Raw genomic sequence first — 23,673 nt, forward strand, 5'->3', positions numbered from 1 at the left:
GCAGATTGCTCCGTCAGCAGGTTTGGCGTTCAATAAACGCAAGCCACGACAAAGTTTAGCAGTTCTATCTGGCATTACAGTCTGTGAGGAAAAGCTTAGTTTCCCCGCAAACTTGACTGCCGCTCAATTAGCTTCACCGGCAACAGCTGCGATGCGGCTTTGCCGCCGTTAATCCGGCTAAGCAACTGCGCTACCAGCAATTTACCACCGGCATGGGTGTCCTGCTTTACTGTAGTCAGCGATGGGGTGCAGTAGGCCGACATCGCAATATCATCAAAACCCACCAGCGCCAGTTGCTGTGGCACTTTAATGCCATGCTCCAGCAGTGCTTTCATTGCGCCCATGGCAATAGCATCACTGGCAGCGAAAATGCCGTCCAGGCTGCCAAGTTCACTAAACAGCGCCTGCTGTGTCTGTAAATAACCGGCCTGGGCAGTAAAATCGGTATTAAGCTGTAATTTAGCCTCTGGCTTAATACCAGCAGCTTGCAGCGCATCCTGATACCCCAGATAACGCATTTCAATTTCGCTATGGCGGATATCACCTAAAAAAGCGATACGCTTGCAGCCCTGCGTTAGCAAATGGGTAACCGCTAGTTGTGCACCCTGGCGGTTATCGGAGCCAATTACCGGAAAATGCTCTGTGCCGGTAGCGGCGCCCCACACTACAAAGGGCACACCGGCGTTACTGAGCTGTTCTACCCGCTCGTCGTGTTCGCCCTGGCCGATAACAATCAGGCCATCGGCACGTTTTGAATCAAAGTAGTAACTACGCCAGTCTTTATCAGTGGTTTTACTGGTACTTAGCAGCATGTCGTAGCCCTGGCGTGTTAACTCGTCGGCTATCACCCCCAGAATATCCAACAAAAACGGATCCGTAATAGCCTGCTGGGTTTTAGCGTCAAACAGAATAATGACGGCAATAGTGTGGCTTTTTTGCGTACGCAGGCTACGGGCTGTGGCATTCACCTTAAACTGATGATCAGCGGCAATTTGCTGCACTTTCTGCCGGGTTTGCGCATTAATTACCGGATTATCGCGCAAAGCGCGCGACGCGGTAGACTCCGACACCCCGGCCAGCCGGGCAATATCAGATAAGGTCATGGTTTTTGCCGGTTTAATGGTCACTTTACCTGCCTGGATTTACTGCTTTGTCCTGTTGTGCGATCAATAATGCCTTAAGCAGTGCAGTGTCGCAACGCCGCAGGCAAGCTGGTGGCATATTTTCTATATATAGCGGACAAATTTGTTTTGCAATCGTATGCAAAAACAGCATTAAGCATATTGCAATCGATTGCAATATGTCCTATGTTTAAATCCGCACGGCATTATATCGACTAAAGCAGCGCTTAAAAGCGAGCAAAAACCAGCCAGTGTAATCATCGACAGGATAGCAGGAGAACAATACATGGTAGCCAGACTCAACAAGATCAGCGCCGCTCTGGCGCTGGTTTGCAGTATGCCCCTTATCGCACAAACCACTACAGACGCCACAACCGAAAGCCAGGGTGACATAGAACAAATTGTTGTTACCGGTAAAGCCAGCGGTATGTCTGGTTTTAAAGTTGATACCAGTTATGCCATTACCAACGTGTCGGCCGAAAATATCGGCAGGCTGGCACCAAAAAGCACCGCAGAGCTGTTTACTGTAGTACCTGGCGTATGGGCAGAAAGCTCAGGCGGCATTGCCGGGGCCAACGTTTTTGTACGCGGCTTTCCCAGCACTGGCGACGCACCGTTTTTAACCATACAACTAAACGGCGCACCAATTTTTCCGCCGCCGACGTTATCTTTTTTAGAAAACTCGTCTATTTTCCGCCTCGATGAAACCGTACATTTTATGGAAGCACTGCGGGGTGGTTCAACGCCGGTACTGTCAAATGGTCAGCCGGGCTTAACCACTAACTTTCTGTTAAAAGAAGGCAGTGAAGTTACCGAAGGCTTAGTGAAGTTTTCTACCTCCAGCTATGGCCTGCGTCGGGTAGATGGTGTGGTTAGCGGTGAAATTGCTGATCGGCTGTATGTCATGGCCGGCGGTTATATCAGCAGCTCAGAAGGTCCGCGCGAAACCGGTTTTAACTCAGAAAAAGGCCATCAGTTTACTATTAATGTCACCAAAGAGCTGGATAATGGCAGTATTAATGTATACACCCGCCAGACAGACGATCACGGTGTATGGCATTTACCGGTAGCACTGAACGCCCCCGGAGTAGATAACAAATACAGCCAGATTGGCCCCAATAACCGCTTAGGCCGTATAGCCTATGGCCCGGATAACGAGCAAAAAAGTTATGACTTTGGCGACGGCCGTGGCTGGAACGGCGGCATTACCGGCGGTACCGTCGATTTAGACTTAACCGACAGCTGGCGCTTAATGTACCGCTTTAGCCATATTGAAGGCGAAGCCAATACCTTTGGCCTGGTGCCGGAGGGCGGTGCTACCACGCTGGGTAATGTAGAGGGTATTAATGGCCCGGTAACCGGCGTTACCACTGGCACCACTTATGATAACGACACCGTAGTACAGCAAATTGGCCGCTGGGTGGTGCTAAAAGATATTGAAGCTTTTACCAACGATTTGTCTTTCAGCAAAACTACCGACAACGCCGTATTTACCCTGGGTTACTACGCCACCAACTTCTCAGTGCAAGACTGGTGGTCTATCGGTAATCAATCCTGGTTTGTGGTTGAAAAAGGCGGTGAAGAACTCCGTGGCATTGATTGTAACGACACCCTGGCAAGCTGCAGCTGGAACTACGATATCGATGCCACCGGCGATGGCGATACCAGCGCCTTTTATGCTGCAGTAGAATATCAGTTAAACGAACAATGGCGGGTAGATGTAGGCGCCCGGCGCGAAAACCATAAAATTACTTATGTGGTTGATGAAGGCTTAACCGGCGATATCAGCAAAGCCGTAAATTACGACGAAAGCAAAACCGCCTGGACAGCCGGCGTAAACTGGATGTGGCAGAGCAATATGGGTATGTTCGCCCGGGTGAATAAAGGCAATAAAATGCCGTTTTTTGATGACTTCCGCGATAATTGGGACGCCGTCGAAAGTGGCGACAAGCTGATTAAAGAAGTAACCCAATATGAGCTGGGTTATAAATGGGCTGAACAGAATTACAGCATGTATCTGACAGCCTTTTACAACGAAGTTGACGGCGAGCTGTTTGTTTCCCGCCCCGGAGCCCCGGCCGAAGTGTTAACCACTGAAGCTGTGGGTATTGAGTTTGACGCCAACTACCGCGCTGATAATGGCTTTGCAATAAACCTGAACGCCACCGTGCAGGACACCGAAATTACCAACCACCCGGATCCGCTGGTAGTGGGTAATCAGGCTATCCGCCAGCCGGAATGGATGCTGCGGATAACACCAAGCTATGGCTTTGATGTAGGCGATATGTACGCCACGGTATACGGCACTTTATCATCGGTAGCGGATCGTTACGGTGACAATGCCAATAGTGTGAAGCTGGATGGTTACAATAAAATTGACCTGGGCGTACAGCTGGATATTACCCAACAGCTAAAAGCGCAGTTGTCGGTAGCCAACCTGACCGATAAAGACGGTATTACCGAAGGCGATCCACGCAGCGCAGGCAGCCCAAACGGCCGCTATATTATGCCGCGCAGTATCGATTTTAGTATCAGCTACACCTTTTAACATCCACTCCCTTGCTTCACCCGTATTGCCTCCGCTTAGTGCGGAGGCTTTTTTTTTGCCCCACATAGTGTATATTTGTACAGTTTTAATGCCTTCACTGCTGATAACCGGAAACCACAATGGACAAAATCGATATTCGCGGGGCCCGTACCCATAACCTGAAAAATATTTCGCTAACCATTCCACGCGATAAGTTAATTGTGATCACCGGTTTATCCGGCTCCGGCAAGTCGTCGCTGGCATTTGATACGCTGTATGCTGAAGGTCAGCGCCGTTATGTTGAGTCGTTATCCGCTTACGCACGGCAGTTTTTAAGCTTGATGGAAAAGCCCGATGTTGACCATATCGAAGGTTTATCACCGGCCATTTCGATTGAGCAAAAGTCCACTTCGCATAACCCACGCTCAACCGTTGGCACCATTACCGAAATTTATGACTACCTGCGGCTGTTGTTTGCCCGCGTTGGCGAGCCGCGCTGCCCCACGCATGATTTACCGCTGGCGGCACAAACCATCAGCGAAATGGTCGATAAAGTTACCGCCTTCCCCGAAGGCACCAAATTAATGGTGTTAGCGCCAGTGGTGCAGGATCGCAAAGGCGAACACGTAAAAACGCTGGAAACCTTAGCCGCCCAGGGTTATATCCGCGCCCGTATCGACGGCGAAGTATGTGACTTATCTGACCCGCCAACGCTCGACTTACATAAAAAGCACACTATTGAAGTAGTCATCGACCGCATTAAAGTGCGCGATGATGTAAAAACCCGGCTGGCTGAGTCCTTTGAAACCGCGCTGGCATTATCCGGAGGTGTGGCCAAAGTAGCACTGATGGACGAGCCAAACGCCGCCGAACTGGTGTTTTCTGCCAACTTTGCCTGCCCAAGCTGCGGCTATTCGATGGTAGAGCTGGAGCCGCGGTTATTTTCATTTAACAATCCGGCCGGTGCCTGCCCCAGCTGTGATGGCTTGGGTATGAAGCAGTACTTTGACCGCAATAAAGTCATTGTCAGCGACGAGCTTAGCCTGGCTGGCGGGGCTATAAGGGGTTGGGATAAGCGTAATTTTTATTATTTTCAGATGCTGAAATCACTGGCCGAGCATTACGGTTTTGCGCTGGATGTGCCCTTTAACAGCCTGACCAAACTCCAGCAAGACGCAATTTTACACGGCAGTGGCAAAACGGTAATAGATTTTAAATACCTGAACGATCGTGGCGATATAGTGCAGCGCAGCCATCCGTTTGAAGGTATTTTACCAAATATGGAGCGGCGCTACCGCGAAACCGAATCTAACGCTGTACGCGAAGAGCTGAGCAAGTATCTGGCGCATCAGGCCTGCCCCAGCTGTAACGGTACCCGTTTACGCGAAGAAGCCCGCCATGTGTTTATCGGCCAGACTAACCTGCCGCAAATTGTCGAGCTGTCTATCGGCGATTGTATGGCATTTTTCCAGCAACTGGCCCTTAGCGGCCAGCGCGCACAAATTGCCGAAAAAGTACTAAAAGAAATTCAGGACCGCTTAAGCTTTTTGGTTAACGTTGGCCTTAACTACCTTAACTTATCGCGCAGTGCCGAAACCTTATCCGGCGGTGAAGCACAGCGTATCCGTCTGGCCAGCCAGATTGGCGCCGGTCTGGTTGGCGTAATGTATGTACTGGATGAACCCTCTATTGGCTTGCACCAGCGCGATAATGATCGCCTGCTTGGCACGCTGCGCCACCTGCGTGATTTAGGTAATACCGTAATCGTTGTAGAGCACGATGAAGATGCCGTACGCTTGGCCGATCATATTATTGATATCGGCCCCGGTGCCGGTGTACATGGCGGTAGTATTGTAGCCCAGGGTACGCTGGAGCAGGTTATGGCCGCGCCGGAATCGCTGACCGGCCAGTATTTATCCGGTACACGCAAAATAGAGGTACCGAAAAAACGCCATAAACCAGGCAAAAAATGGTTGCAGGTAGTTGGCGCAACTGGCAATAACTTAAAAGATGTTGATATTGCTATTCCGTTTGGCCTGATGACTTGCATCACCGGTGTATCCGGCTCGGGTAAATCTACCCTGATCAACGACACACTATTCCGCGTGGCGCACCGGGTACTGAACAAAGGCGAGGGCGATGATCCGGCACCACATCGCGAAATTAAAGGCCTGGATCACTTTGATAAGGTTATTGATATTGATCAGAGCCCTATCGGCCGTACACCACGCTCCAATGCCGCTACTTACACCGGTATTTTTACCGCCGTGCGCGAGCTGTTTGCCGGTACTCAGGAAGCACGCTCACGCGGTTATCTGGTGGGCCGTTTTAGTTTTAACGTTAAAGGCGGCCGCTGTGAGGCTTGCCAGGGCGACGGTGTGATTAAGGTAGAAATGCACTTTTTACCCGATGTGTACGTGCCTTGCGATGTCTGTAAGGGCAAACGCTACAACCGCGAAACGCTGGAGATAAAATACAAAGGCCAAAATATCCATGAAGTGCTGGATATGACAGTCGAAGACGCGCTGGCCTACTTTGAAGCCATACCGGCAATTAACCGTAAACTGCAAACCCTGATGGATGTGGGCTTAAGCTATATCAAACTGGGGCAATCAGCCACCACGCTATCGGGTGGCGAAGCACAACGGGTAAAACTGGCACGTGAGCTAAGCAAACGCGACACCGGCAAAACGCTGTATATTCTGGATGAACCCACCACCGGCCTGCATTTTTACGATATTCAGCAATTGCTGAACGTACTGCACCGGCTGCGCGATCACGGCAATACCATAGTGGTGATCGAGCATAATCTGGACGTAATAAAAACCGCCGACTGGATAGTAGACTTAGGCCCCGAAGGCGGCAGCGGCGGCGGTGAAATACTAATTGCCGGTACGCCAGAGCAGGTAGTCGCTTGTGATAAGTCCTATACCGGGCATTACTTAAAGCCGTTGTTAAATTAGTAGAGCAATAATTCGACAACACAGCGGCAGGGAGTTATCATATAAAGCAACTAACGGGTCATCTATGAACTGGAAAGTCGACTTTTACAAAGGAGTAGATGAACAAATTCTGGCCATGCCACCGAAGATCCAGGCAAGAATGCTTAAGTTGCTTGAACTGATGGAGCGGCATGGCGCAAATTTAGGCCCGCCGCATACTGATGCTGTGGGTGGTGGTTTATTCGAGATCAGGGCCAAAGCACAGGAAGGTATTGGCCGGGGATTATTCTGTTATTTGCAGGGTAAACACATATACGTATTACATGCCTTTATCAAAAAGTCGCAGAAAACACCAAAGGCGGATCTGGAACTGGCCCGGCAGCGACAACAAGAGGTGCAAAAATTATGAGTCTGCAAAAGTTTAAGCAACGCGCTTTAGCCAACCCGGCAGTTAAAGCTGAGTATGAACTACTGGAAAATGAATTTGCCTTTATTGACCAGCTACTGTCTATGCGCACTGAGGCAGGACTTACCCAGGCACAGGTCGCGGAGAAAATGCAAACTCAGAAAAGCAATATCAGCCGTTTAGAGCGTGGCAACGCTAACCCCAGCTGGTCTACGTTATTAAAGTATGCTCATGCCTGCGGCTTTGAGTTGACCATTAAGCCGCTAAAAACCCAAAGCCACAATCACTAACTTAAACTTAGCTCTACAACCAGCGCCTTACCTGCGTGGAGTAAGCCTGATACTCAGCGCCAAACTTCTGCAGCAAATAGCGCTCTTCCGGCACAATCTGAAACCGGTTCATATACAACACAAACAGCGGCAGCAACAGCAACGCTGCCGCGCCCATTAAGTAACAGGCCAGTGCCGCCAGTAACAGTAAGAAGCCTAAATACATAGGGTTGCGGCTGTAACGATAAATACCCCGCGCCACCAGGCTGGATGTTTGCTGCGGCACGCGCGGATCTACCGTGGTATTCGCCCGGTGAAATGCCAATACGCCCCACAGTGCAACTACAACGCCAGCAACTGCAAAACTACTGGCCAATATCAGCCGCCAAACCTCCGGCAACGCCCAAGGCGGTAAAAGCTGCGCCAGCAAGCACATTGCTAAAGCAAATAGCACCACCAACACAAGCGGCGGAATTTTAAGTTCTAGTGCCTTCATAAATTCGTCCTGCTTTATGCTAACGACAACAGGTGTTTGCGTACAGCATGCGCGGTGTAATACAGCGGATAAACCAGATGCTGTTGCTCAAGCGGCCCTGAGCCCTGAGTACCGGTCAGTTTAATGGTTTTAACCGGGTTGCACTTTTCAATATAGGACTGCAGTGACCTGGCCTTGGTACGCTTACCACTTTTTACTTCCAGCGGTATGATATTGCCGGCGCCATCAGCCAGAATAAATTCTATCTCAGCACGGGCATCGCTCCAGGAAAACGTAGGATCAACGCCCAGCGCGGCCAGCTCCTGCTGGACAAAATTTTCTGCTATATAACCCTTGTAGTCATAATTTTGCTGCTTAATCTCAAGATAGCTAACACCCAGCATATGGTTAAGCAGGCCAACATCAAACAAAAACAACTTAACCATATTGTCTTTTTTATAGGCAGCTAACGGGCTGCGCGGTGTGCCTTCGACAGGATAGTTTTTTAAGATCAGCCGACACTTTTCCAGCCAGACAATACCGTTTTCCAGCTCCTGATAGCGCGATTTGCGCTCATGCACCTGCTTAAACTTAAAGCGTTTAACCGACTCGTCCAGCACAGCAGCAAGCTGAGCCGGCACGGCGGTAAACACAGATTCAATAAGGCCGGCATCAACCTTACCGGAATATTTGCCAAAATCCCGCACATAACCAGCCAGTAAATCAGCATGCACCTGCGATACCGCTTTTACCCGCTCAAGAATGCTTTGCTCCGCCAGTTTAAACCACAGGCTGACAGCCTCTGGCATACCGCCGGTAAAGTAATAATCGGTCAGTTTATCAAACAACTTAGTGTGGGCTGCAGCTGAGTTTTGCCCAGCATCATAAGCGTTTAGCAACACAGCCTCGCCAGAGGCCAGTAAGAACTCGCGAAAAGTTAATGGCCGTAAATTATATTGCTCAACCTTGCCTACCGGGAAAGTATTCAGCAAGCCGATATTAGAGCCACTGGCAGCAATAAAAGCCTGCGGGGTTTGCTCGGCAAAGTACTTTAATGCCGTTACCGCACGGGGACATTCACCAATTTCATCGAGGATCAGCAGGTCGGTTTCAATATTAAAACGCTGCCCTGTTAATAGCTCGATATTGCTCAGCACATCGCCTGGGGCCAACGAGCCGGCAAAGGCGTCCTGCATTTGTGGCGACTCAAGAAAATCAATCCGCAATACCTGCGAAAACTGCTGGCCCAATAGCACTTGCAGTAAATAGGTTTTACCGGTTTGCCTGGCACCGTCAACCAGCAGGGGTTTCCGCTCAGGCTTTGCCTTCCAGCTAAGCAGTTCTGTTAATAAATCGCGCTCCATAGCACCACCTAAACACCTTCATCTTGCGCAACACTACACTTTTATGCGCATAAAAACAAACAAACCCACACTTTTATGCGCATAAAAGTGAGACACACCATCAGGCTTGCTGAAAAATATGCTCGCGATGAAAGGCTAAAAACTGTGCTGCTGGGTAAAACTTTTCTGGCAGCGCTATAGGCCTGCCATGAAAACTAGCAATCGCCGTATTAAAAAACAGGTCATTTGTATCCGTGTTTTGGTTAGACACTACTACCCGATAATCCTCATCAATGGTGATCACACCCAAATCGAAGGCTTTGTCATGCAGTGCCGATAGCGCTAAACCATTATGCGGATTTAACCTGTTATGTTCGTCTTCACGCCACGGCACTATATGGCTGGCTACCAATAATTTGGTGTTAGCTAAGCCACTAATACAGCAACGCTGATTGTAAGCACTTAACACCGCATCGCGAAAGAACTGCTGGCCAATTCGTACTTTCACTTCGGCTATTTTTGAGGTGGTTCGGTTGCTGGGCCCGTCGATGGCAGTTGGCAAGCTCGTTGTACAAAGTTCCTGCTCTGCTTGCGCCATCGCAATAGAAAAAGTAGCCCAATCTTGCTGCATTTCTTGCCACATTGCTTTATCCGCACTAGATGCACCGCTTAAACCCGAGCGTCCCGTAGAGGTGATGGCAGGGTCTAAGCTGGCAATATTGGATAGCTTCATTGCCAACGCTGAAGGTGTGCGGCCAATCAAATTTGCATACTGAATAATTTCAGGATTACGCATATGAAAGCGGCCAAAAGATAAGCGGCAATACAGGCTAAAAGCCACTAAACTTTGCTGTCTTGTCCAGCCTGATAACGCCATGTTCTATTCCGAAATGCCTGAATATTTGTGTTTAAACAACATAATGTCACTGAAATAGATAATAAAAAAGGGGCAACAATTGTTGCCCCAAAAAACGCTAGTGTAGCTACCAGGGAAATTTAGAACTGGCCGATAACGCCTAAGCTGTAAACTTTAGTATCTGAAGTATCGGCATTACTGCCAAAACCAGCTTCTAATGCCCAGCTGCGGTTAAAGAAGTGCTTGGCTGTCAGACCGTAGTTGTCAACTTTGTCGTAAGACACGCCAACTGAGGTCATTTTGCTGAAGTAGTAATCAGCATCAACCGCCCAGCTTGAGCGATCGAATTCTTCTTTCAGTGATGCACCTAAAGCAATAAAACGGTCAGCGCCCAGGCTGGCGAAATATTTACTGCTGATACCATATTGATCAAACTCATCATCAGTATGGGCAGTAAAACCAACATAATCGTTGCCCTGTAACTGATGGTTGTAACTTGCTGAGAATAGGTAAGACGTGCTGCCTTCTTCAGGTTTTGCAACTTGTGCGCGGACAATAAAGTCTTTTGAAATCAGATAGCCGATACCAACAGATGTAGTATGGAAGTCGGCATTTTCAGTAAAGCGGGCAGAGAAAACAAGATTGTTGTCAGCAAAATACTCACCGCCAACAGCCCAGAAGTTATCGCCATCAAAGCGACTGAATGCTGCATTTACATTAGTGACTTTATTAATATATTCAAACTGATCCAGCGGGCCTAAGGTTTGTTTTTTATCAAAGAAGTAAGTGCCATTTACAGACCATAAATTATCACTGTCGCCGCTAACGCGTACATGGTGTGCATTCAAAGCGGTGAATAACTGATATTCTTCTGCAGATACAGCTGCAGAAGCGGCCAGTGCGATAACAGGTAATACATACTTTAACGTCATTGTTTTCATTCCCTAAGTTGGTAATTGCGGCGCGCATACTAACGGCGGGAAATACAAATGTAAAACACAAATTCAAATTAAATTCACAAAACAATCTAAATGTTTACTTTTTAAGCGTTGTCATAAATAAACTAACCAAACTCATTACTATTCAGGCGGTAAAAGCAAAAAGGCGCAGTGCAAAAAATTATGCCGTTATTGTTTCACTGGTATTGCACAGCACTGCTTACTATTTGGTTTCAGCCGTTTTGAACAGTACATCACAATCGTCACAGGCAAAATAACGATACATATCACCACACTGAATATGTCCGGTTGCGCCAGCCCGTACCTGCCAGTTACAGCTTTGCTGCTGGTACTTTAGAGTGCCTTCAATAGCGCAGGGCGCATAATTATAATGGTCGTGTAAGGTTTTATGCTCTACTTCACGAGCCTGCTGAAAAAACTGCATTACTTCTATATTGCTAAGATCAACATCCGATGGCCGGCATTGCTCTGGCGCATCTGAAACAAAGTCGGCAATATACAGCGAGCTGATTCGGTTAGAATCAAAAGACTGTTGCTGGCTGCCACAGGCCAGTAGCCATAACGATAAGCTGCATAATATAAATACCCGCATTACCAGTTTGCCCCTTCGTGATGGTAAAGCCGATGCCAGTTATAGCGCAAAACCCGGCTTGCAGAAATATTAAATTCACAAATTTTCAATTATTATTTATCCATTTGCTTTTCTAAACTATTGCGCCAGAATACGGCATCTGACAGGGAGAATAACTATGTTAAAAACACTATTGGCAGTGACTATTGCAGGCTTGGTATTTACTGCTCAGGCCAGCACACTATTTGGTGCTGCAGTTGATAAAACGGCGGTAATACCGATTGAGCAATTGCTGGTGCAGCCTGCGGGCTATCTGGATAAAGTGGTTACAATCAGCGGTAAGATAGACTCGGTATGCAGCAAACAAGGCTGCTGGATGAAGTTTACTGCCAGCAGTAACCAGGGGCCGTTCCGCATTAAAGTACGCGATGGCGATATGGTGTTTCCGCTAAGCGCAAAAGGCAAAACCGCTTACGCCACCGGCACTGTGCGGTTGTGGCCACAAGGTGAAGATGAACCCGACGCATACCAGCTTTACCCTACAGCAGTAGAAATAGCCGATTAACAAAGTGGGCATACTGACATGCCCCCTTTATTTAACCGCATTTAACCGCTGCTACACGTATAAATATTATCAGGCGTGTTTCAGGCGAAAAATTTAGACTGCAACAACAAATTGTTATTGAGATTTATTATCATTAGCGTTAGCCTTTGTAAAAAAACAGCTTGCCTGCGCGTGGAAATAAAATGCCAGTACCAATTAAACGCTTTAACCTTTCTGTTTTAATGGCCTGCCTGAGCCTGCCATTAGCCGCACAGGCTCAGCAGCCACCACTGCAAGAAAGCCAGATTGAAACCATTACTGTACGTGGCGAAAAAACCGATCGCTCATTGCAGGACACCTCCAGCAGTGTTGCGGTAACCACCGCATTGAGAATTGAGCAGGAAAACCTGCAAAGCCTGGACGATATCTTAAACCGCACCGCCAACGTCTCGGCCATGTATGGCAGCCGGGGTTTTACTATCCGTGGTATAGCAGACGAAGCCGGTGCCTCTAACCCACTGGCTACTATTTATCTGGACGGTGCAGCATTGTCCAGCCAGATCAGTGATTCCGGCCCGACTGATTTATGGGATATTGCCCAGGTAGAGGTTATGCGTGGCCCACAGTCTACCATTCAGGGCGAGAATGCACTGGCCGGCGCTATTATTATGCGTTCAGCAGAACCGACAATGGACTGGACCGGCAAAGCCAGAGTGCAGTGGTCTGATCCTTCAGATCGCCGTATCGCTGTTGCCGGCGGTGGCCCGTTAATAAAGGATGAACTGGCCTTTAGGGTCGCACTGGAAAAGCGGGACTTTGATGGCTTTGTACATAATGTTACCCGCAACGAGCCGGAAGATGCGGTTGACTCCCTGCAGGGACGCATTAAGTTATTGTGGACCCCGTCAGCCTTGCCGGGGTTTACCGCCAGATTAAGCCATATGCGCGATGACCGCGACGGCCCCTATATGTATGTCTACAGCGATATTAGCGCTGGCAATTATTATGATGACCGTATCAACAAGTCTGACGCCAAAGGCAGTACCGATATTGTAACGGATATCACTACGCTGGAACTGGACTACCAGCTCAGCGAACAGTGGGCATTATCTGCTGTTACTGCGAAAAGCCGCTCTAACGTAAGCCGCACTTATGATACCGATCAAACCGAGCAAAATACCTCTTTCGGTAATGTCACCGGGTTGCACGATACCTTGTCTCAGGAGCTGCGGCTGCATTTTAGCGGCGATAAACTACAGGGGTTGGTTGGCGGCTACTGGTCGAAGCGGGAAAACGATACCCTGACTACCACCCTGAGCAATGTCATTACTCCGGTAGGAACAATCAGTGCGGTATTGCAGGGTAATGGCCTGGACAGCACTACTGCAGCACAATTGGCAGCGCTGTACGCCAGTGAACTGCCACTGATCCCGGTAGACTACCAGAGCAAAGCCCCGACCCAATCGGAGAATCTGGCAGTGTTTTTTGATGGTGAATACCAGTTATCGGCGCAATGGGCCCTGCTTGCCGGTGCCCGGCTGGATAAAGAGCAATATGATTACCAGTCAGATACCACGGCTGTATTTGCCGGCACACTGCCAAACCCGGCTAATTACGGCCAGCCGGGTTCGGCATTACATACAATATTCAGTGGGGTAAACGCTGCTGTATTAGCCATGGTAGATGACGCCAGCAGCAATGCACCGGCCAGCAGCCGCGACTTTACTGCATTTTTGCCCAAACTGGGCGTGCGCTGGTCTTATCACCCGGAGCAATCTCTGGCATTTACGGTACAGCGTGGTTACCGCTCGGGTGGCAGCTCTTACAATATTGCCCGCGGCGAAGTGTTTGCCTATGAACCGGAATACACCACTAACTATGAACTGGCCTGGCGCAGTAACTGGCCCGATCAAAACCTGACCATTAACAGCAACCTGTATTACATCGACTGGACAGATAAGCAGGTTATAGCCAATTTTGGTATTAATAACTTCGACAGCCACACCGTTAATGCCGGTAAGTCACATTTGTATGGTTCAGAGTTCGAGCTGCGCCAGCGGCTGAATAACCAGCTCGACTGGTATGGCTCTTATGCCTATTCGAAAACCCAGTACGACGAGTTCGATACTATAACAGACGCTATTATCAGCAACTTTTCCGGGCAGCCTTTTGCTTACGCACCGCGTCATACCGCAGCAGCAGGGGTAAACTGGTACCTGGCAGATAACTGGGCACTGAATGTAAATGGTAACTTTCGTAGTAAAGTCAGTACCGGCCCACGCGACAGTACGCTGTGGCTGTCATCCAGAACACTGTTTAATGCCCGGCTAAGTTACGATCAAACCAACTGGTCTGCTTATCTGTTTATCAATAACCTGTTTGATAAAGGCTATCAGCAGTACCGCTGGCCTGATGAGCCGGTGGCGATCCTTGGCGCACCAAGAGTCATTGGTGCCGGTGTGCAATGGCAATGGTAGTGGCAACTGCATTATGACGTTACTGCTGGCCTTAATCTGTCTCAGTATCACTGCCCTGGCGGTGTATATGCTGGCACCACAACAGCAATTGATACACCGCAAACCCACAACGGTATGGCTGCTGAGTATTACTATTGGCAGCCTGCTGGCTGGCGTACTGCTGCTAATACCTCACTATGGTTTCTGGCCGGCCTGTTATCTGGCATTAACCTGGTTAATGCTGGTTTGGCTGTTGCTACCGTTAATTGCATTATTTAAACAGGCTAAGTATGGCAGCTAAACATTGGGCAGCCGCATTGTTCGGTTTGCCACTTACTATTGCCTGGGTTGGCATACTGGCGTTGTTATTTCCCGGTACCGCACAGCAGGCTGTTTTGATGTGGTTATTGCTTACTTTTCCGTTGTGGGTGGCTGTAATGGCGCTAATGTACTTAAGCCGCAGCGGAAAACGATTATGGCTGGTGGTAAGCAGCTTAACCATCCTCAGTTATGCCGCATTATGGCTGCTAAAAACAACCGGCACGGCGGTATAAATGAAGGTTATAACTCAAAAAACATTCCGCAATCTGCACACCTGGACCGGCCTGCTTACCGGCTTACTGCTGTTTATTGCATTTTATGCCGGTGCAATATCAGTATTTGTGCACGAACTACAACAGTGGCATGCCACCATTCAGCCTTCAGCATCAGCCGTATCGCTGCAGCAGGCTCAGCCACTTATTGAGCAGGTACTGCAGCAACACCCGGAAGCGGCACATGGTTTTAACCTGATGCTGCCGGGCGCACATGGTGCCGATCTGGCGCTGCTCTGGTATGACAGCGACACCGCCACCCAATACAAATTTGTTGCCGACAGCCAGCAGCAACTGCAACAGCACACCGCCCGGCGGGATTTTATCAGCCTGATTTATGATCTGCATTTTACGGCTGGCTTGCCGCGTCAGGCCGGTTTGTACCTGTTTGGTTTGGTCTGTATTTTATATGGCCTGGCGCTGGTCAGTGGCGTAGTTATTTACGCACCGGTATTTATTAAAGATTTGTTTGCGCTACGGTTAACCCAGAGCACCAAACGGCTGTGGCAGGATGCCCATAATCTTATTGGCGTACTGTCGCTGCCGTTTCATATTATTTTTGCCTGGAGCGGCGCAGTGCTAACCATCGGTTTCTTAATGCTGGCGCCGTTTCAGTTTGTAGTGTTTGACGGCAAACTAATGCAAATACTGGAGCCCGACTTCGATGTAGTCGCCCATGTTGAGCCTGCCGGTATTGCTGCCCCGTTGTTACCACCACACACTTTGCTGGCCATGGCTGCGCAACACGTGCCTGAAATGCAGGCTGAGATGCTGTTTTACCATGATGCCGGCGATGCCAACGGCACGGTTACCGTCTATGGCGATTTGCCATCACCAACGCTTACGCAAAGGGCGGTAGTGGTGTTAAACAGCAGCAGCGGTGAACTGTTGGGAATACAAACACCAGAGCAGTTCCGTCCGGGAACAACTTTTCTGCGTGGTTTACAAAACCTGCATTATGGTGATTTTGCCGGCTATACCTCCAAGTGGTTGTATTTTATCTTAGGCCTGGCAGGCGCTTTGCTGTTTTACACCGGCAACCTGCTGTGGCTGGAAGTGCGTCGGCGCAACGGCACCACGCAACCGGCCAAAATAAGGCTGATGGCCTCACTTACACTTGGCGTATGTTTGGGCGCGATGGCCGGTATTTCAGCGTTGTTTATCGCCGGTATATTGCTGGCAGAACCCTGGCATAAAACCGTGTACTTCAGTGTGTTTTTTGCAGCGTCAGGTTGGGCTTTTCTGCGCCAGCCAGCTAAAGCCGGTGCAGAATTATTGTATTTAACGGCACTGTTAACCTTGCTAATACCTTTTGCAGCCTGGTACCACAGTGGTCAGTTTTTCCTAACAGCTTTATCAGACGGCAACGTCTTGCGCTTTATGGTAGAAGGTGCAGCAATACTACTGGCAGTATTGTTTTGGTTACTGGCTCGCGCTGCTCAAAAGCGGGCGGGCAAAGCTGATAACAGTATCTGGGCAAAATAGCTAAAAACCTTAGCTAAGCGTATGGCAAAGCCAAAGCGTATCAGCTTAAATACTTTTTGCTGTTAACTGCAGCAAGTAAGCTTTAAGCTGCGCTACCCGCTGTGGCCGGTTAAACAGCTGATACAATTGCAGCCAGTCGGCCGGCGGCATCCAACAAATGCCGTCTTGCCAGTGACAACGCTGTGGTTGAAATTGCCAGCGGGTGATTACCCCGCCCCTCTTTATTGCTATACCGGCCATAACATCAATATCGGGCCAGCCATCCCGGCAAAAACGGGCAAAATGTGCAGAGGCATAATCCGGGTGCGCCGGTGTTATCTTCAGCGAAAACTGCGGCTGCAGCGTCTGACATATCAGCTCATAGTCACTTTGTGTGCAGACAATATCAATATCATTCGGTTCAGTTTCCAACCCCAATTGCCATAACAGGCAACTGCCGCCAATTCCAAACTGAAAAGGCTGCAGTACAACGCAAAGTTGCTGTAATTGTGTCAGTAAATGCGGGTTATTCATCCAATGCCTTTATCAACCGGGCTAAAAAAGCCAGCTTTTCGTTATTAAGTTGCCGGTAGTCAAAGTAAGGGCATACTAACACCCGGTTGTGTTTATCCACGGCAAATTCGTTATTCAGCCAACTAAACTGAACCGCTAAACCGGCTTCCAGCAAAACTTTGGCGTGGGTACGGCCGGCGATAATATGCACTGTTTCTTTGGCCGGCTGAAGATCAGGTGTGCTGAAAACCAGCGCAGTATTGCTGCCGGCCTGCAATAAGCACTGCTCACGGTATTGCTGCCAGGTAGCGGCTTGCTGTGTAAAGGCAAACAGCTTAGTATCCAGCGCAAACAATAGCTTGGCATACACATTAAATACCTTGCGCCAGCCATTGCCGCAGGCACGGTTGATTAGCTCTGTTTCGCCGCTGTGCAACGGCTGTATTGTCACTAAGTCAGCATACTCAGCCATGGGCGGCCGGTTGGCAATATATACTCGGATGCCGGCGGTTGCATCACCAAAGCCCGCGGCTGATATAGGTAGGGATTTCATAGCCTTGCTCAGCTTTTATTCAGGAAGCTACTTTAGCATAAGCTCTTGCCTGTAGTGTGGTAGCAGGCTAATTTTAGCTGTTACTTTGCCAGGGACTGCCTATGTCATCTTTTTCTGTTACTGCTGTTAACCGGCTCGACGTTTGGTTAATGCAGGTTACCCCGCCAGCCAATACCAACGGCTTTCGCCGCTTTTGCTGGGAATTCTGGTTTTTTGGTTTAAAGCAGGCACGGGCCTGTTTATTTGTGGCGTTGTTTTTTGCTTCGGTGCTGCTGGTGCCACGCGCCGGTCTGCTGGGTATACCCCGCTATGATGTCTTGCTTATTCTGGCGCTGTTAATTCAGTATTGGATGGTGTGGAGCAAACTGGAAACCGTCGATGAGCTAAAAGCGATTTGTTTGTTCCACCTGGTTGGTTTTGCCCTGGAGGTATTTAAAACCTCGGGCACGATTCAATCCTGGAGTTACCCCGATTTTGCTTACACTAAGGTATTTGGCGTGCCACTGTTTGCCGGTTTTATGTATGCCGCCGTCGGCAGTTATATTATTCAGAGCTGGCGTTTAATGCAGCAAAGGGTTGCACACCATCCGCCTTACTGGATGGCGGTGCTGGTGGCCCTGCTGATATACGCTAATTTTTTTAGTCACCACTATATTGGTGATTACCGCTGGTATATCGCCGCGGCCACACTGGGGCTTTATGCCCGCACAGTAGTGTACTTTACGCCGCTGGATCGTGAGCGCAGTATGCCGCTGTTACTGGGCTTTGTGCTGGTGGGTTTCTTTATCTGGCTGGCGGAAAATATCAGTACTTTTATGGGGCTGTGGAGTTACCCTAATCAGTTAGGTGCCTGGTCGGTAGTGCATTTAGGTAAGTGGAGCTCGTGGTCACTACTGGTGATCATGACCTTTACCATAGTGGCGCAGCTAAAATACGTAAAACAACGTATTGATGTACCACGCTAACACCATAAAAAAGGGCCGCCTCTGGCAGCCCCTCTGTGATAAAAATACTTAAGCGTCTTTTTGCAGCAGGAAGCTAATCAGTTCCTGCATTTCTTTTTCATAATTACGCGAATCCAGCGCGGCATTATTAATTTTGTACTTACCGTTTACTACCAGCATAGGCACGCCGGTTAAAATACGTTTTTCAGATAGCTCATCCTGCTCTTTTTTCATCTGATTAACCGCGCCACGTACGGCAAAGCTTTTCATCGCTTTATCATAGGTGTCGGCGTCAATATCGTGAATTAACACCAGACTGCGGATCTCGTTTTCATTGGAAAACGGCGCACGGTTACGGTGGATCTGGTTAAAAATGGCACTGGCAACCTGATCACCTTTACCCTGGCTTTTTGCTACCACGTAAGCACGGGCCAGCGTATTTTGTAACTCTGGTGAAGCCGCACGGATAAAGTCAACGTGCACTTTTTTAAATTCAGTATCCCCGGGCAGCTTTTTAGCAATGTTCTGCGCTATCGGTTCAAACGCATTACAACCGCCGCAGTAAAACGAAAAATACTCTTTTACTTCCGGCTTGGCGGTTTTTTGCTCAGAGATAACGTCATAATGCTTGCCCTGTTCAAACTTGGCCTGGGCAGCAAAAGGCAGCAGTAGTGTTAACACAATTACAGATAACAGCTTTTTCATTTTGGAGGATGTCCTTTAATAGACCAGATGGAACACAGCTTAACAAAAACTCAGTAGTCTGGCACTAGCGAAAGTGGTGCTTGTTGCAACAGATAAAGTTGTTCTTTTAATGCCAGACATTGTTGCTCCCAGTATTTGTCTGTGGCAAACCACGGAAAGTTCATCGGAAACGCCGGGTCCTGCCAACGCCGGGCCAGCCAGGCCATGTAATGCACCATACGCATGGCTCGCAGGGGTTCAATTAATTTAAGCTCGGCGGGGTCAAATTCACAGTACTGCTCGTATTCTTCCAGCATCAGCTCCAGCGTATCACGCTGTTGCTGGCGGTCACCGGACAACATCATCCAGATATCCTGGATCGCCGGGCCACTGCGGCAATCGTCCAGATCAACAAAAAACGGCCCCTGGTCAACATAAAACAAATTACCGGCATGGCAATCACCATGCAGCCGTATCAGGCTGCCGGGTTTGTACTGCTTAACACAAAGCGTAATAACCTGATCCAGCGCAGTGTCAAACGCCGCCCGCAGATAAGACGGAATAAACGGCAAGGCGCTAAGCAGCTCGCGGCTTTGCAGCAGATGGCTTTCAACGCTAAAAGCCGGGCGATAGCTAAAAGGTTTTACTTTACCAACCTGATGCAAACGACCAAGAAAACGCCCCAGCATGGCCAGCTGTTCATCGTTATCAATTTCCAGCGTACGGCCACCGCGGCTTGGAAACAAAGCAAAATAATAACCACCATACTGCAGCAATGACTGCCCATTTACTTTTACCGGCGCAACCACCGGAATATCAGCCGCGGCCAGCTCAAAGGCAAAGTCGTGCTCTTCCTGCAGTTGCTCTGCGCTCCAGCGCTGTGGCCGGTAAAATTTTACGACAAACTTTTCCGGCTTTAATGCCTCTCCGCGGTAGGCGCTGAACTGATACACACGGTTCTCATAACTATTCAGTGCCGACAAGCCAGAACTGACATCCAGCCCCAACTGCTGCAAGGCATCAATAATCAGATCCGGCTGTAAGGTAGAAAAATCAAAGGCCGTCATAAGGCTCCTTAGCGGCCAACAAAAAAGGTGGTGGACTGAGCCAGTTTAATATCCGGGTTATCTGCCTGCTGCACAGTAAAGCGGATATCCAGGCTACGCTGATCTGTGCTGTAGGGGTCTAATGCCAAACTTACCGGCACACTGCGGGTTTCACCGGCACTGATACTAACGTGTTGCGGACCAATCCAGGTAAAACTTTCACTGCCGGCAACGCTAAGATCAAACTGCACCGTATGCTGCGACTTATTAGAAATACTCAGCGTGTAGGTATTTTCAATCAGGCCTTCGTTTGTTTCGCGGTACAGCTCGCCACGGTCGCGGATAATGTTCATCTCCAGCGGTACCCGGCTGTACAGTGTCCAGGCAAAGGCCGCACATACGGCTACCAGCACCAGCATATAGCCCAGCAGTTTGGGCCGCAGTACCTTGGTGGGTTTGCCGTTTAAGCTATGTTCGGTGGTGTAGCTGATAAGCCCGGGCGGGTAGCCCATTTTGCTCATGGTGTCGTCACAGGCATCGATACAGGCGCCGCAGTTAATACACTCGTACTGCAGGCCGTTGCGAATATCTATGCCGGTTGGGCATACCTGCACACACAGGTTACAGTCAATACAGTCACCCAGGCCTTTTTCTTTGTAGTCTTTATCTTTACGGCTACGTGGGCCGCGGTTTTCGCCGCGCTTTTCATCATAGGTCACGGTAAAAGTGTCTTTATCAAACATTGCCGACTGAAACCGGGCATAAGGGCATATGTGAGTACACATAATTTCGCGCATCCAGCCGGCATTACCGTAGGTACACAGGGTAAAAAACAGCACCGAAACTACCGCCCAGAAGCTGGCTTCAAAGGTAAAAAACTGAATAAACAGCGGCCCGACAGGAGTAAAATAGCCGACAAAAATCAGTGCAGTAAGCAGGGCGAATGCCAGCCAACAGAAATGCGTAGCGGCTTTTTTGAAAAACTTGCTGGCAGACCAGGCATCGTTATCCAGCTTAATGCGCTGGTTACGGGTACCCTGAATTTTCTCTTCAAACCAGATAAAAATAAAGGTCCATACCGATTGCGGGCATAAGTAACCGCACCATACCCGGCCATAAAACGCGGTAACAAAAAACAATGCATAAGCAGCAATAATAAACAGCCACGCCAGAATGGTGAAATCCTGCGGCCATAACGTCAGGACAAAAATATTAAACTTCTGCTCGGTAATATCCAGCAATATAGCCTGGTGGCCGTCATACTGCAGCCAGGGCAATACCATAAACAGCCCCATAAACACAAAACCCATATAGCGCCGTATAGCCTGATGCAGGCCTTTTACTGCCCGCACATAAATGCGGTCACGCGGGTTATAATGCCCGCTATGGCTGTTATCCGGCTTATGAACTTCAACGTGAACCGGAATATTTCTAATGTCTATTTTTTGCTGATCCAAGGAAAACCCCGTTACTGCATGTTGCGCCAGTTGCCAAGTATAACAGTTTGCCCGGCTGATTTTTTGACATGAAACAAAGCAATATCTGTGCCTGCAGCATTTTAGCTGCATCTGGCCTGAAACAACACGGCAAAACGTCAACCAGGTTTACAACTGTTGGTTAAAGCGTAAACTTACTATACAGCTGACAGATATTAACACCTGCCCCGTGCGCCGCGCCGCACTATCCGTTACAATGCCGCCATTGCTTACCGGAGTAGAAGCTGATGAAAAAGTTGTTTTGGCTGCTTGTTGTTATTCTGCTGATAATCACTTTTTCTGATCACAACCTGAGCCGCCCCTATAAAGACCAGCTATTTGCGTTAATAGCAGACAAAGTCGCTATAACCGGCGATAGCAAAGAAGCAGCACTGCGCACAACACGTAAGCAATTGCTGGCATTGTCTGAGCAATGGGGCGAAGGCCAGCAAACACAACTGGATAAAGCCAGTAGCAGCATCGACAATTTGCTAAGATTTCAGCGTAATTACTGCAAAAATGGCGATTTTAACCCATTTTTGTATGGTGAGCCGTTAAAGCAAAGCTGTGCAATAATTGAAAGCCAGATACACAACCTGACCAAACCCTAAGCAGAGGATTGCCAATGCGCACCTGTGGTATCGAAATTAAAGGCAGCGAAGCCATTATTTGCCTTATGACCCTGAAAAATGGCCTGTTCGACTTACCGGATTGCCGGCAAAACCGCTTTGCACTGAGTAAAGATCAGGATCAGCAGCAAATGCGCCACTTTCAGTTTACTTTCGCTAAGTTTATCGAAGATTATCAGATAACCCAGTTGGTTATAAAAGAGCGGCCACAAAAAGGTAAGTTCGCCGGAGGTGCAGTAGGTTTTAAAATTGAGGCCGCATTGCAGCTTATCCCTGGCTGCAATTGCAGCCTGATCAGCGCCACTGAACTGAAAGAGAAGCTAAAACGCCACCCGGTACCGGTTGATTTTAAAGCCACGGGTTTAAAGGTATTTCAGGAAACCGCCTTTCTTACCGCTTACGCCTTTTTAGCTAAATAACAGCACTGCTATCAGCGGGCAGCACACCGGTGCCCGCTGCCTGCCAGTTAACGCAGCCGCCTTCTGGCGACCAGCAACATACCTGCAAGTAAACTTAACCAGCCAAAACTACCTGAGCTGCCACCGTCACCGTTATTATTACCACCACCAGCAGAAGTATTAGCAACCGGGTTAAGGCCTGCAACAGTGTTTACGCGGGCATCAACCACAGTGATGCTTTCAATTGTTACTAAATTAGACGCCACCAGAGGCTTATTATCGTCTCTGTCGCTGCTGCTGTAATTACGTAATGGTAAATCAGAGATCCCCGGAAATGCAAAACGCTGCAATCCTGCAATAGCATCAACTACTTCCATATCCTGCGACGTAATCTGGCCAAATACGGTAAAACCACTGTTCTGTGTATCCAACTGCGGTGAGCCACCACTGTTATTGGCTAAATTAACAAACCACTGGTTAGTTGCACTGTTTGGGTTGCCAGACTGCTTAGCCATAGCAACTGTAGCCCGCACATTTGACCATTTAGGCTCGTTCACAATAGGTGAAAAAGTGGCAACAGCCTTTAATGGCAACTGCTGATCGAAAGTAAAACCGCCGCCCTGAACTACAAAGCCCGGTACAGAACGATGAAATACAGTGCCGTTATAGCGCCCGGCATTAACGTAGCTAAGAAAGTTCTGCACGGTTACCGGCGTAGTCTCATCAAATAAATTAATTTCAAATTTGCCCATATTGGTGGTTACTTCAACAATAGTGGCATTACCAGCAGCACTGCAAAGCAGGGCTAAAGCAGCCCCGGCGGTTTTAATCAGCTTGTGTTTCATTACAGGATTCTCCATTTTAACTGCGTTGCAGCTTAAGGCAGTTAAAGTGGCAAAATCCAG

Annotated in this window: 24 protein-coding genes; 12 read left to right on the plus strand and 12 right to left on the minus strand. The window is 48.8% G+C overall.

Annotated elements, in window-relative coordinates; translation table 11 throughout:
• Positions 1–95: 95 nt before the first annotated feature.
• Positions 96–1,127, minus strand: coding sequence for a LacI family DNA-binding transcriptional regulator (locus M2404_RS18070; protein WP_259241153.1), 1,032 nt, complete (start codon positions 1,125–1,127; stop codon positions 96–98).
• Positions 1,128–1,407: 280 nt separating this feature from the next.
• On the opposite strand from M2404_RS18070, the gene M2404_RS18075 reads away from it, so the two are divergent.
• From M2404_RS18075 to M2404_RS18090, 4 genes are all read left to right on the plus strand, one after another.
• Complete coding sequence (locus tag M2404_RS18075; protein ID WP_259241154.1) at positions 1,408–3,669, plus strand: TonB-dependent receptor; 2,262 nt, start codon at positions 1,408–1,410, stop codon at positions 3,667–3,669.
• Between the two features lie 119 nt (positions 3,670–3,788).
• Entirely contained in the window at positions 3,789–6,611 is a 2,823-nt protein-coding gene (gene uvrA / locus M2404_RS18080) for an excinuclease ABC subunit UvrA (RefSeq protein WP_259241155.1), read from the plus strand.
• 64 nt (positions 6,612–6,675) lie between these two features.
• Positions 6,676–6,999 carry a type II toxin-antitoxin system RelE/ParE family toxin gene (locus M2404_RS18085; RefSeq protein ID WP_259241156.1) on the plus strand — a complete coding sequence of 108 codons (324 nt, stop codon included), beginning with the start codon at positions 6,676–6,678 and terminating at the stop codon, positions 6,997–6,999.
• A complete protein-coding gene (locus tag M2404_RS18090) occupies positions 6,996–7,286 on the plus strand; it encodes a helix-turn-helix domain-containing protein (RefSeq protein WP_259241158.1) in 291 nt (96 codons plus the stop codon). The genes M2404_RS18085 and M2404_RS18090 overlap by 4 nt, the downstream gene beginning before the upstream one ends.
• 13 nt (positions 7,287–7,299) lie before the next feature.
• Here M2404_RS18090 and M2404_RS18095 read toward each other — a convergent pair whose 3' ends face one another.
• The 5 genes from M2404_RS18095 to M2404_RS18115 form a co-directional block, all read right to left on the minus strand.
• Positions 7,300–7,761 (minus strand): methyltransferase family protein, encoded by a 462-nt coding sequence (locus M2404_RS18095; RefSeq protein ID WP_259241160.1) that lies wholly within the window; start codon positions 7,759–7,761, stop codon positions 7,300–7,302.
• Positions 7,762–7,775: 14 nt separating this feature from the next.
• Positions 7,776–9,104 carry an ATP-binding protein gene (locus tag M2404_RS18100; protein ID WP_259241162.1) on the minus strand — a complete coding sequence of 443 codons (1,329 nt, stop codon included), beginning with the start codon at positions 9,102–9,104 and terminating at the stop codon, positions 7,776–7,778.
• A gap of 100 nt (positions 9,105–9,204) precedes the next feature.
• Positions 9,205–9,960, minus strand: a complete 756-nt coding sequence (locus tag M2404_RS18105; protein WP_259241164.1) for an HNH endonuclease — start codon at positions 9,958–9,960, stop codon at positions 9,205–9,207.
• Between the two features lie 119 nt (positions 9,961–10,079).
• Complete coding sequence (locus M2404_RS18110) at positions 10,080–10,871, minus strand: putative porin (RefSeq protein ID WP_259241165.1); 792 nt, start codon at positions 10,869–10,871, stop codon at positions 10,080–10,082.
• A gap of 229 nt (positions 10,872–11,100) precedes the next feature.
• Complete coding sequence (locus tag M2404_RS18115) at positions 11,101–11,490, minus strand: hypothetical protein (protein ID WP_259241166.1); 390 nt, start codon at positions 11,488–11,490, stop codon at positions 11,101–11,103.
• Between the two features lie 157 nt (positions 11,491–11,647).
• Here M2404_RS18115 and M2404_RS18120 point away from each other — a divergent pair, with 157 nt between their 5' ends.
• From M2404_RS18120 to M2404_RS18140, 5 genes are all read left to right on the plus strand, one after another.
• A complete protein-coding gene (locus tag M2404_RS18120; RefSeq protein ID WP_259241167.1) occupies positions 11,648–12,034 on the plus strand; it encodes a DUF4920 domain-containing protein in 387 nt (128 codons plus the stop codon).
• Between the two features lie 182 nt (positions 12,035–12,216).
• Complete coding sequence (locus tag M2404_RS18125) at positions 12,217–14,490, plus strand: TonB-dependent receptor (RefSeq protein ID WP_259241168.1); 2,274 nt, start codon at positions 12,217–12,219, stop codon at positions 14,488–14,490.
• 13 nt (positions 14,491–14,503) lie between these two features.
• Entirely contained in the window at positions 14,504–14,770 is a 267-nt protein-coding gene (locus M2404_RS18130; RefSeq protein WP_259241170.1) for a hypothetical protein, read from the plus strand.
• The gene (locus tag M2404_RS18135) at positions 14,760–15,023 is read left to right on the plus strand and encodes a hypothetical protein (RefSeq protein ID WP_259241171.1); all 264 of its coding nucleotides are present in this window, start codon (positions 14,760–14,762) and stop codon (positions 15,021–15,023) included. The genes M2404_RS18130 and M2404_RS18135 overlap by 11 nt, the downstream gene beginning before the upstream one ends.
• Positions 15,024–16,547 carry a PepSY-associated TM helix domain-containing protein gene (locus M2404_RS18140; RefSeq protein WP_259241174.1) on the plus strand — a complete coding sequence of 508 codons (1,524 nt, stop codon included), beginning with the start codon at positions 15,024–15,026 and terminating at the stop codon, positions 16,545–16,547.
• A gap of 45 nt (positions 16,548–16,592) precedes the next feature.
• Here M2404_RS18140 and M2404_RS18145 read toward each other — a convergent pair whose 3' ends face one another.
• Both M2404_RS18145 and M2404_RS18150 read right to left on the minus strand, forming a co-directional pair.
• Positions 16,593–17,060 carry a hypothetical protein gene (locus M2404_RS18145; protein WP_259241176.1) on the minus strand — a complete coding sequence of 156 codons (468 nt, stop codon included), beginning with the start codon at positions 17,058–17,060 and terminating at the stop codon, positions 16,593–16,595.
• The gene (locus M2404_RS18150; protein WP_405047796.1) at positions 17,053–17,592 is read right to left on the minus strand and encodes a DUF6942 family protein; all 540 of its coding nucleotides are present in this window, start codon (positions 17,590–17,592) and stop codon (positions 17,053–17,055) included. The genes M2404_RS18145 and M2404_RS18150 overlap by 8 nt, the downstream gene beginning before the upstream one ends.
• 101 nt (positions 17,593–17,693) lie before the next feature.
• On the opposite strand from M2404_RS18150, the gene M2404_RS18155 reads away from it, so the two are divergent.
• Positions 17,694–18,557: a DUF817 domain-containing protein gene (locus M2404_RS18155; protein WP_259241180.1), complete on the plus strand. Its 864-nt coding sequence runs from the start codon at positions 17,694–17,696 to the stop codon at positions 18,555–18,557.
• 48 nt (positions 18,558–18,605) lie between these two features.
• Here M2404_RS18155 and M2404_RS18160 read toward each other — a convergent pair whose 3' ends face one another.
• Genes M2404_RS18160 through ccoG form a run of 3 tightly spaced genes read right to left on the minus strand, consistent with a single transcriptional unit; the run spans position 18,606 to position 21,723 of the window.
• Positions 18,606–19,241, minus strand: coding sequence for a thiol:disulfide interchange protein DsbA/DsbL (locus M2404_RS18160; protein ID WP_259241182.1), 636 nt, complete (start codon positions 19,239–19,241; stop codon positions 18,606–18,608).
• Between the two features lie 50 nt (positions 19,242–19,291).
• Positions 19,292–20,287, minus strand: a complete 996-nt coding sequence (locus M2404_RS18165) for a serine/threonine protein kinase (protein ID WP_259241186.1) — start codon at positions 20,285–20,287, stop codon at positions 19,292–19,294.
• A gap of 8 nt (positions 20,288–20,295) precedes the next feature.
• A complete protein-coding gene (gene ccoG / locus M2404_RS18170) occupies positions 20,296–21,723 on the minus strand; it encodes a cytochrome c oxidase accessory protein CcoG (protein ID WP_259241188.1) in 1,428 nt (475 codons plus the stop codon).
• 266 nt (positions 21,724–21,989) lie between these two features.
• On the opposite strand from ccoG, the gene M2404_RS18175 reads away from it, so the two are divergent.
• The gene (locus M2404_RS18175; RefSeq protein ID WP_259241189.1) at positions 21,990–22,352 is read left to right on the plus strand and encodes a hypothetical protein; all 363 of its coding nucleotides are present in this window, start codon (positions 21,990–21,992) and stop codon (positions 22,350–22,352) included.
• A 14-nt stretch (positions 22,353–22,366) separates the two neighbouring features.
• Complete coding sequence (locus M2404_RS18180) at positions 22,367–22,789, plus strand: DUF3010 family protein (protein ID WP_259241190.1); 423 nt, start codon at positions 22,367–22,369, stop codon at positions 22,787–22,789.
• Between the two features lie 47 nt (positions 22,790–22,836).
• Here M2404_RS18180 and M2404_RS18185 read toward each other — a convergent pair whose 3' ends face one another.
• Positions 22,837–23,613 (minus strand): peptidylprolyl isomerase, encoded by a 777-nt coding sequence (locus M2404_RS18185; RefSeq protein ID WP_259241191.1) that lies wholly within the window; start codon positions 23,611–23,613, stop codon positions 22,837–22,839.
• Positions 23,614–23,673: the final 60 nt, after the last annotated feature.

The sequence above is a fragment of the Rheinheimera pacifica genome, assembly GCF_024809855.1.
Classification (GTDB): Bacteria; Pseudomonadota; Gammaproteobacteria; order Enterobacterales; family Alteromonadaceae; genus Alishewanella; species Alishewanella pacifica_A.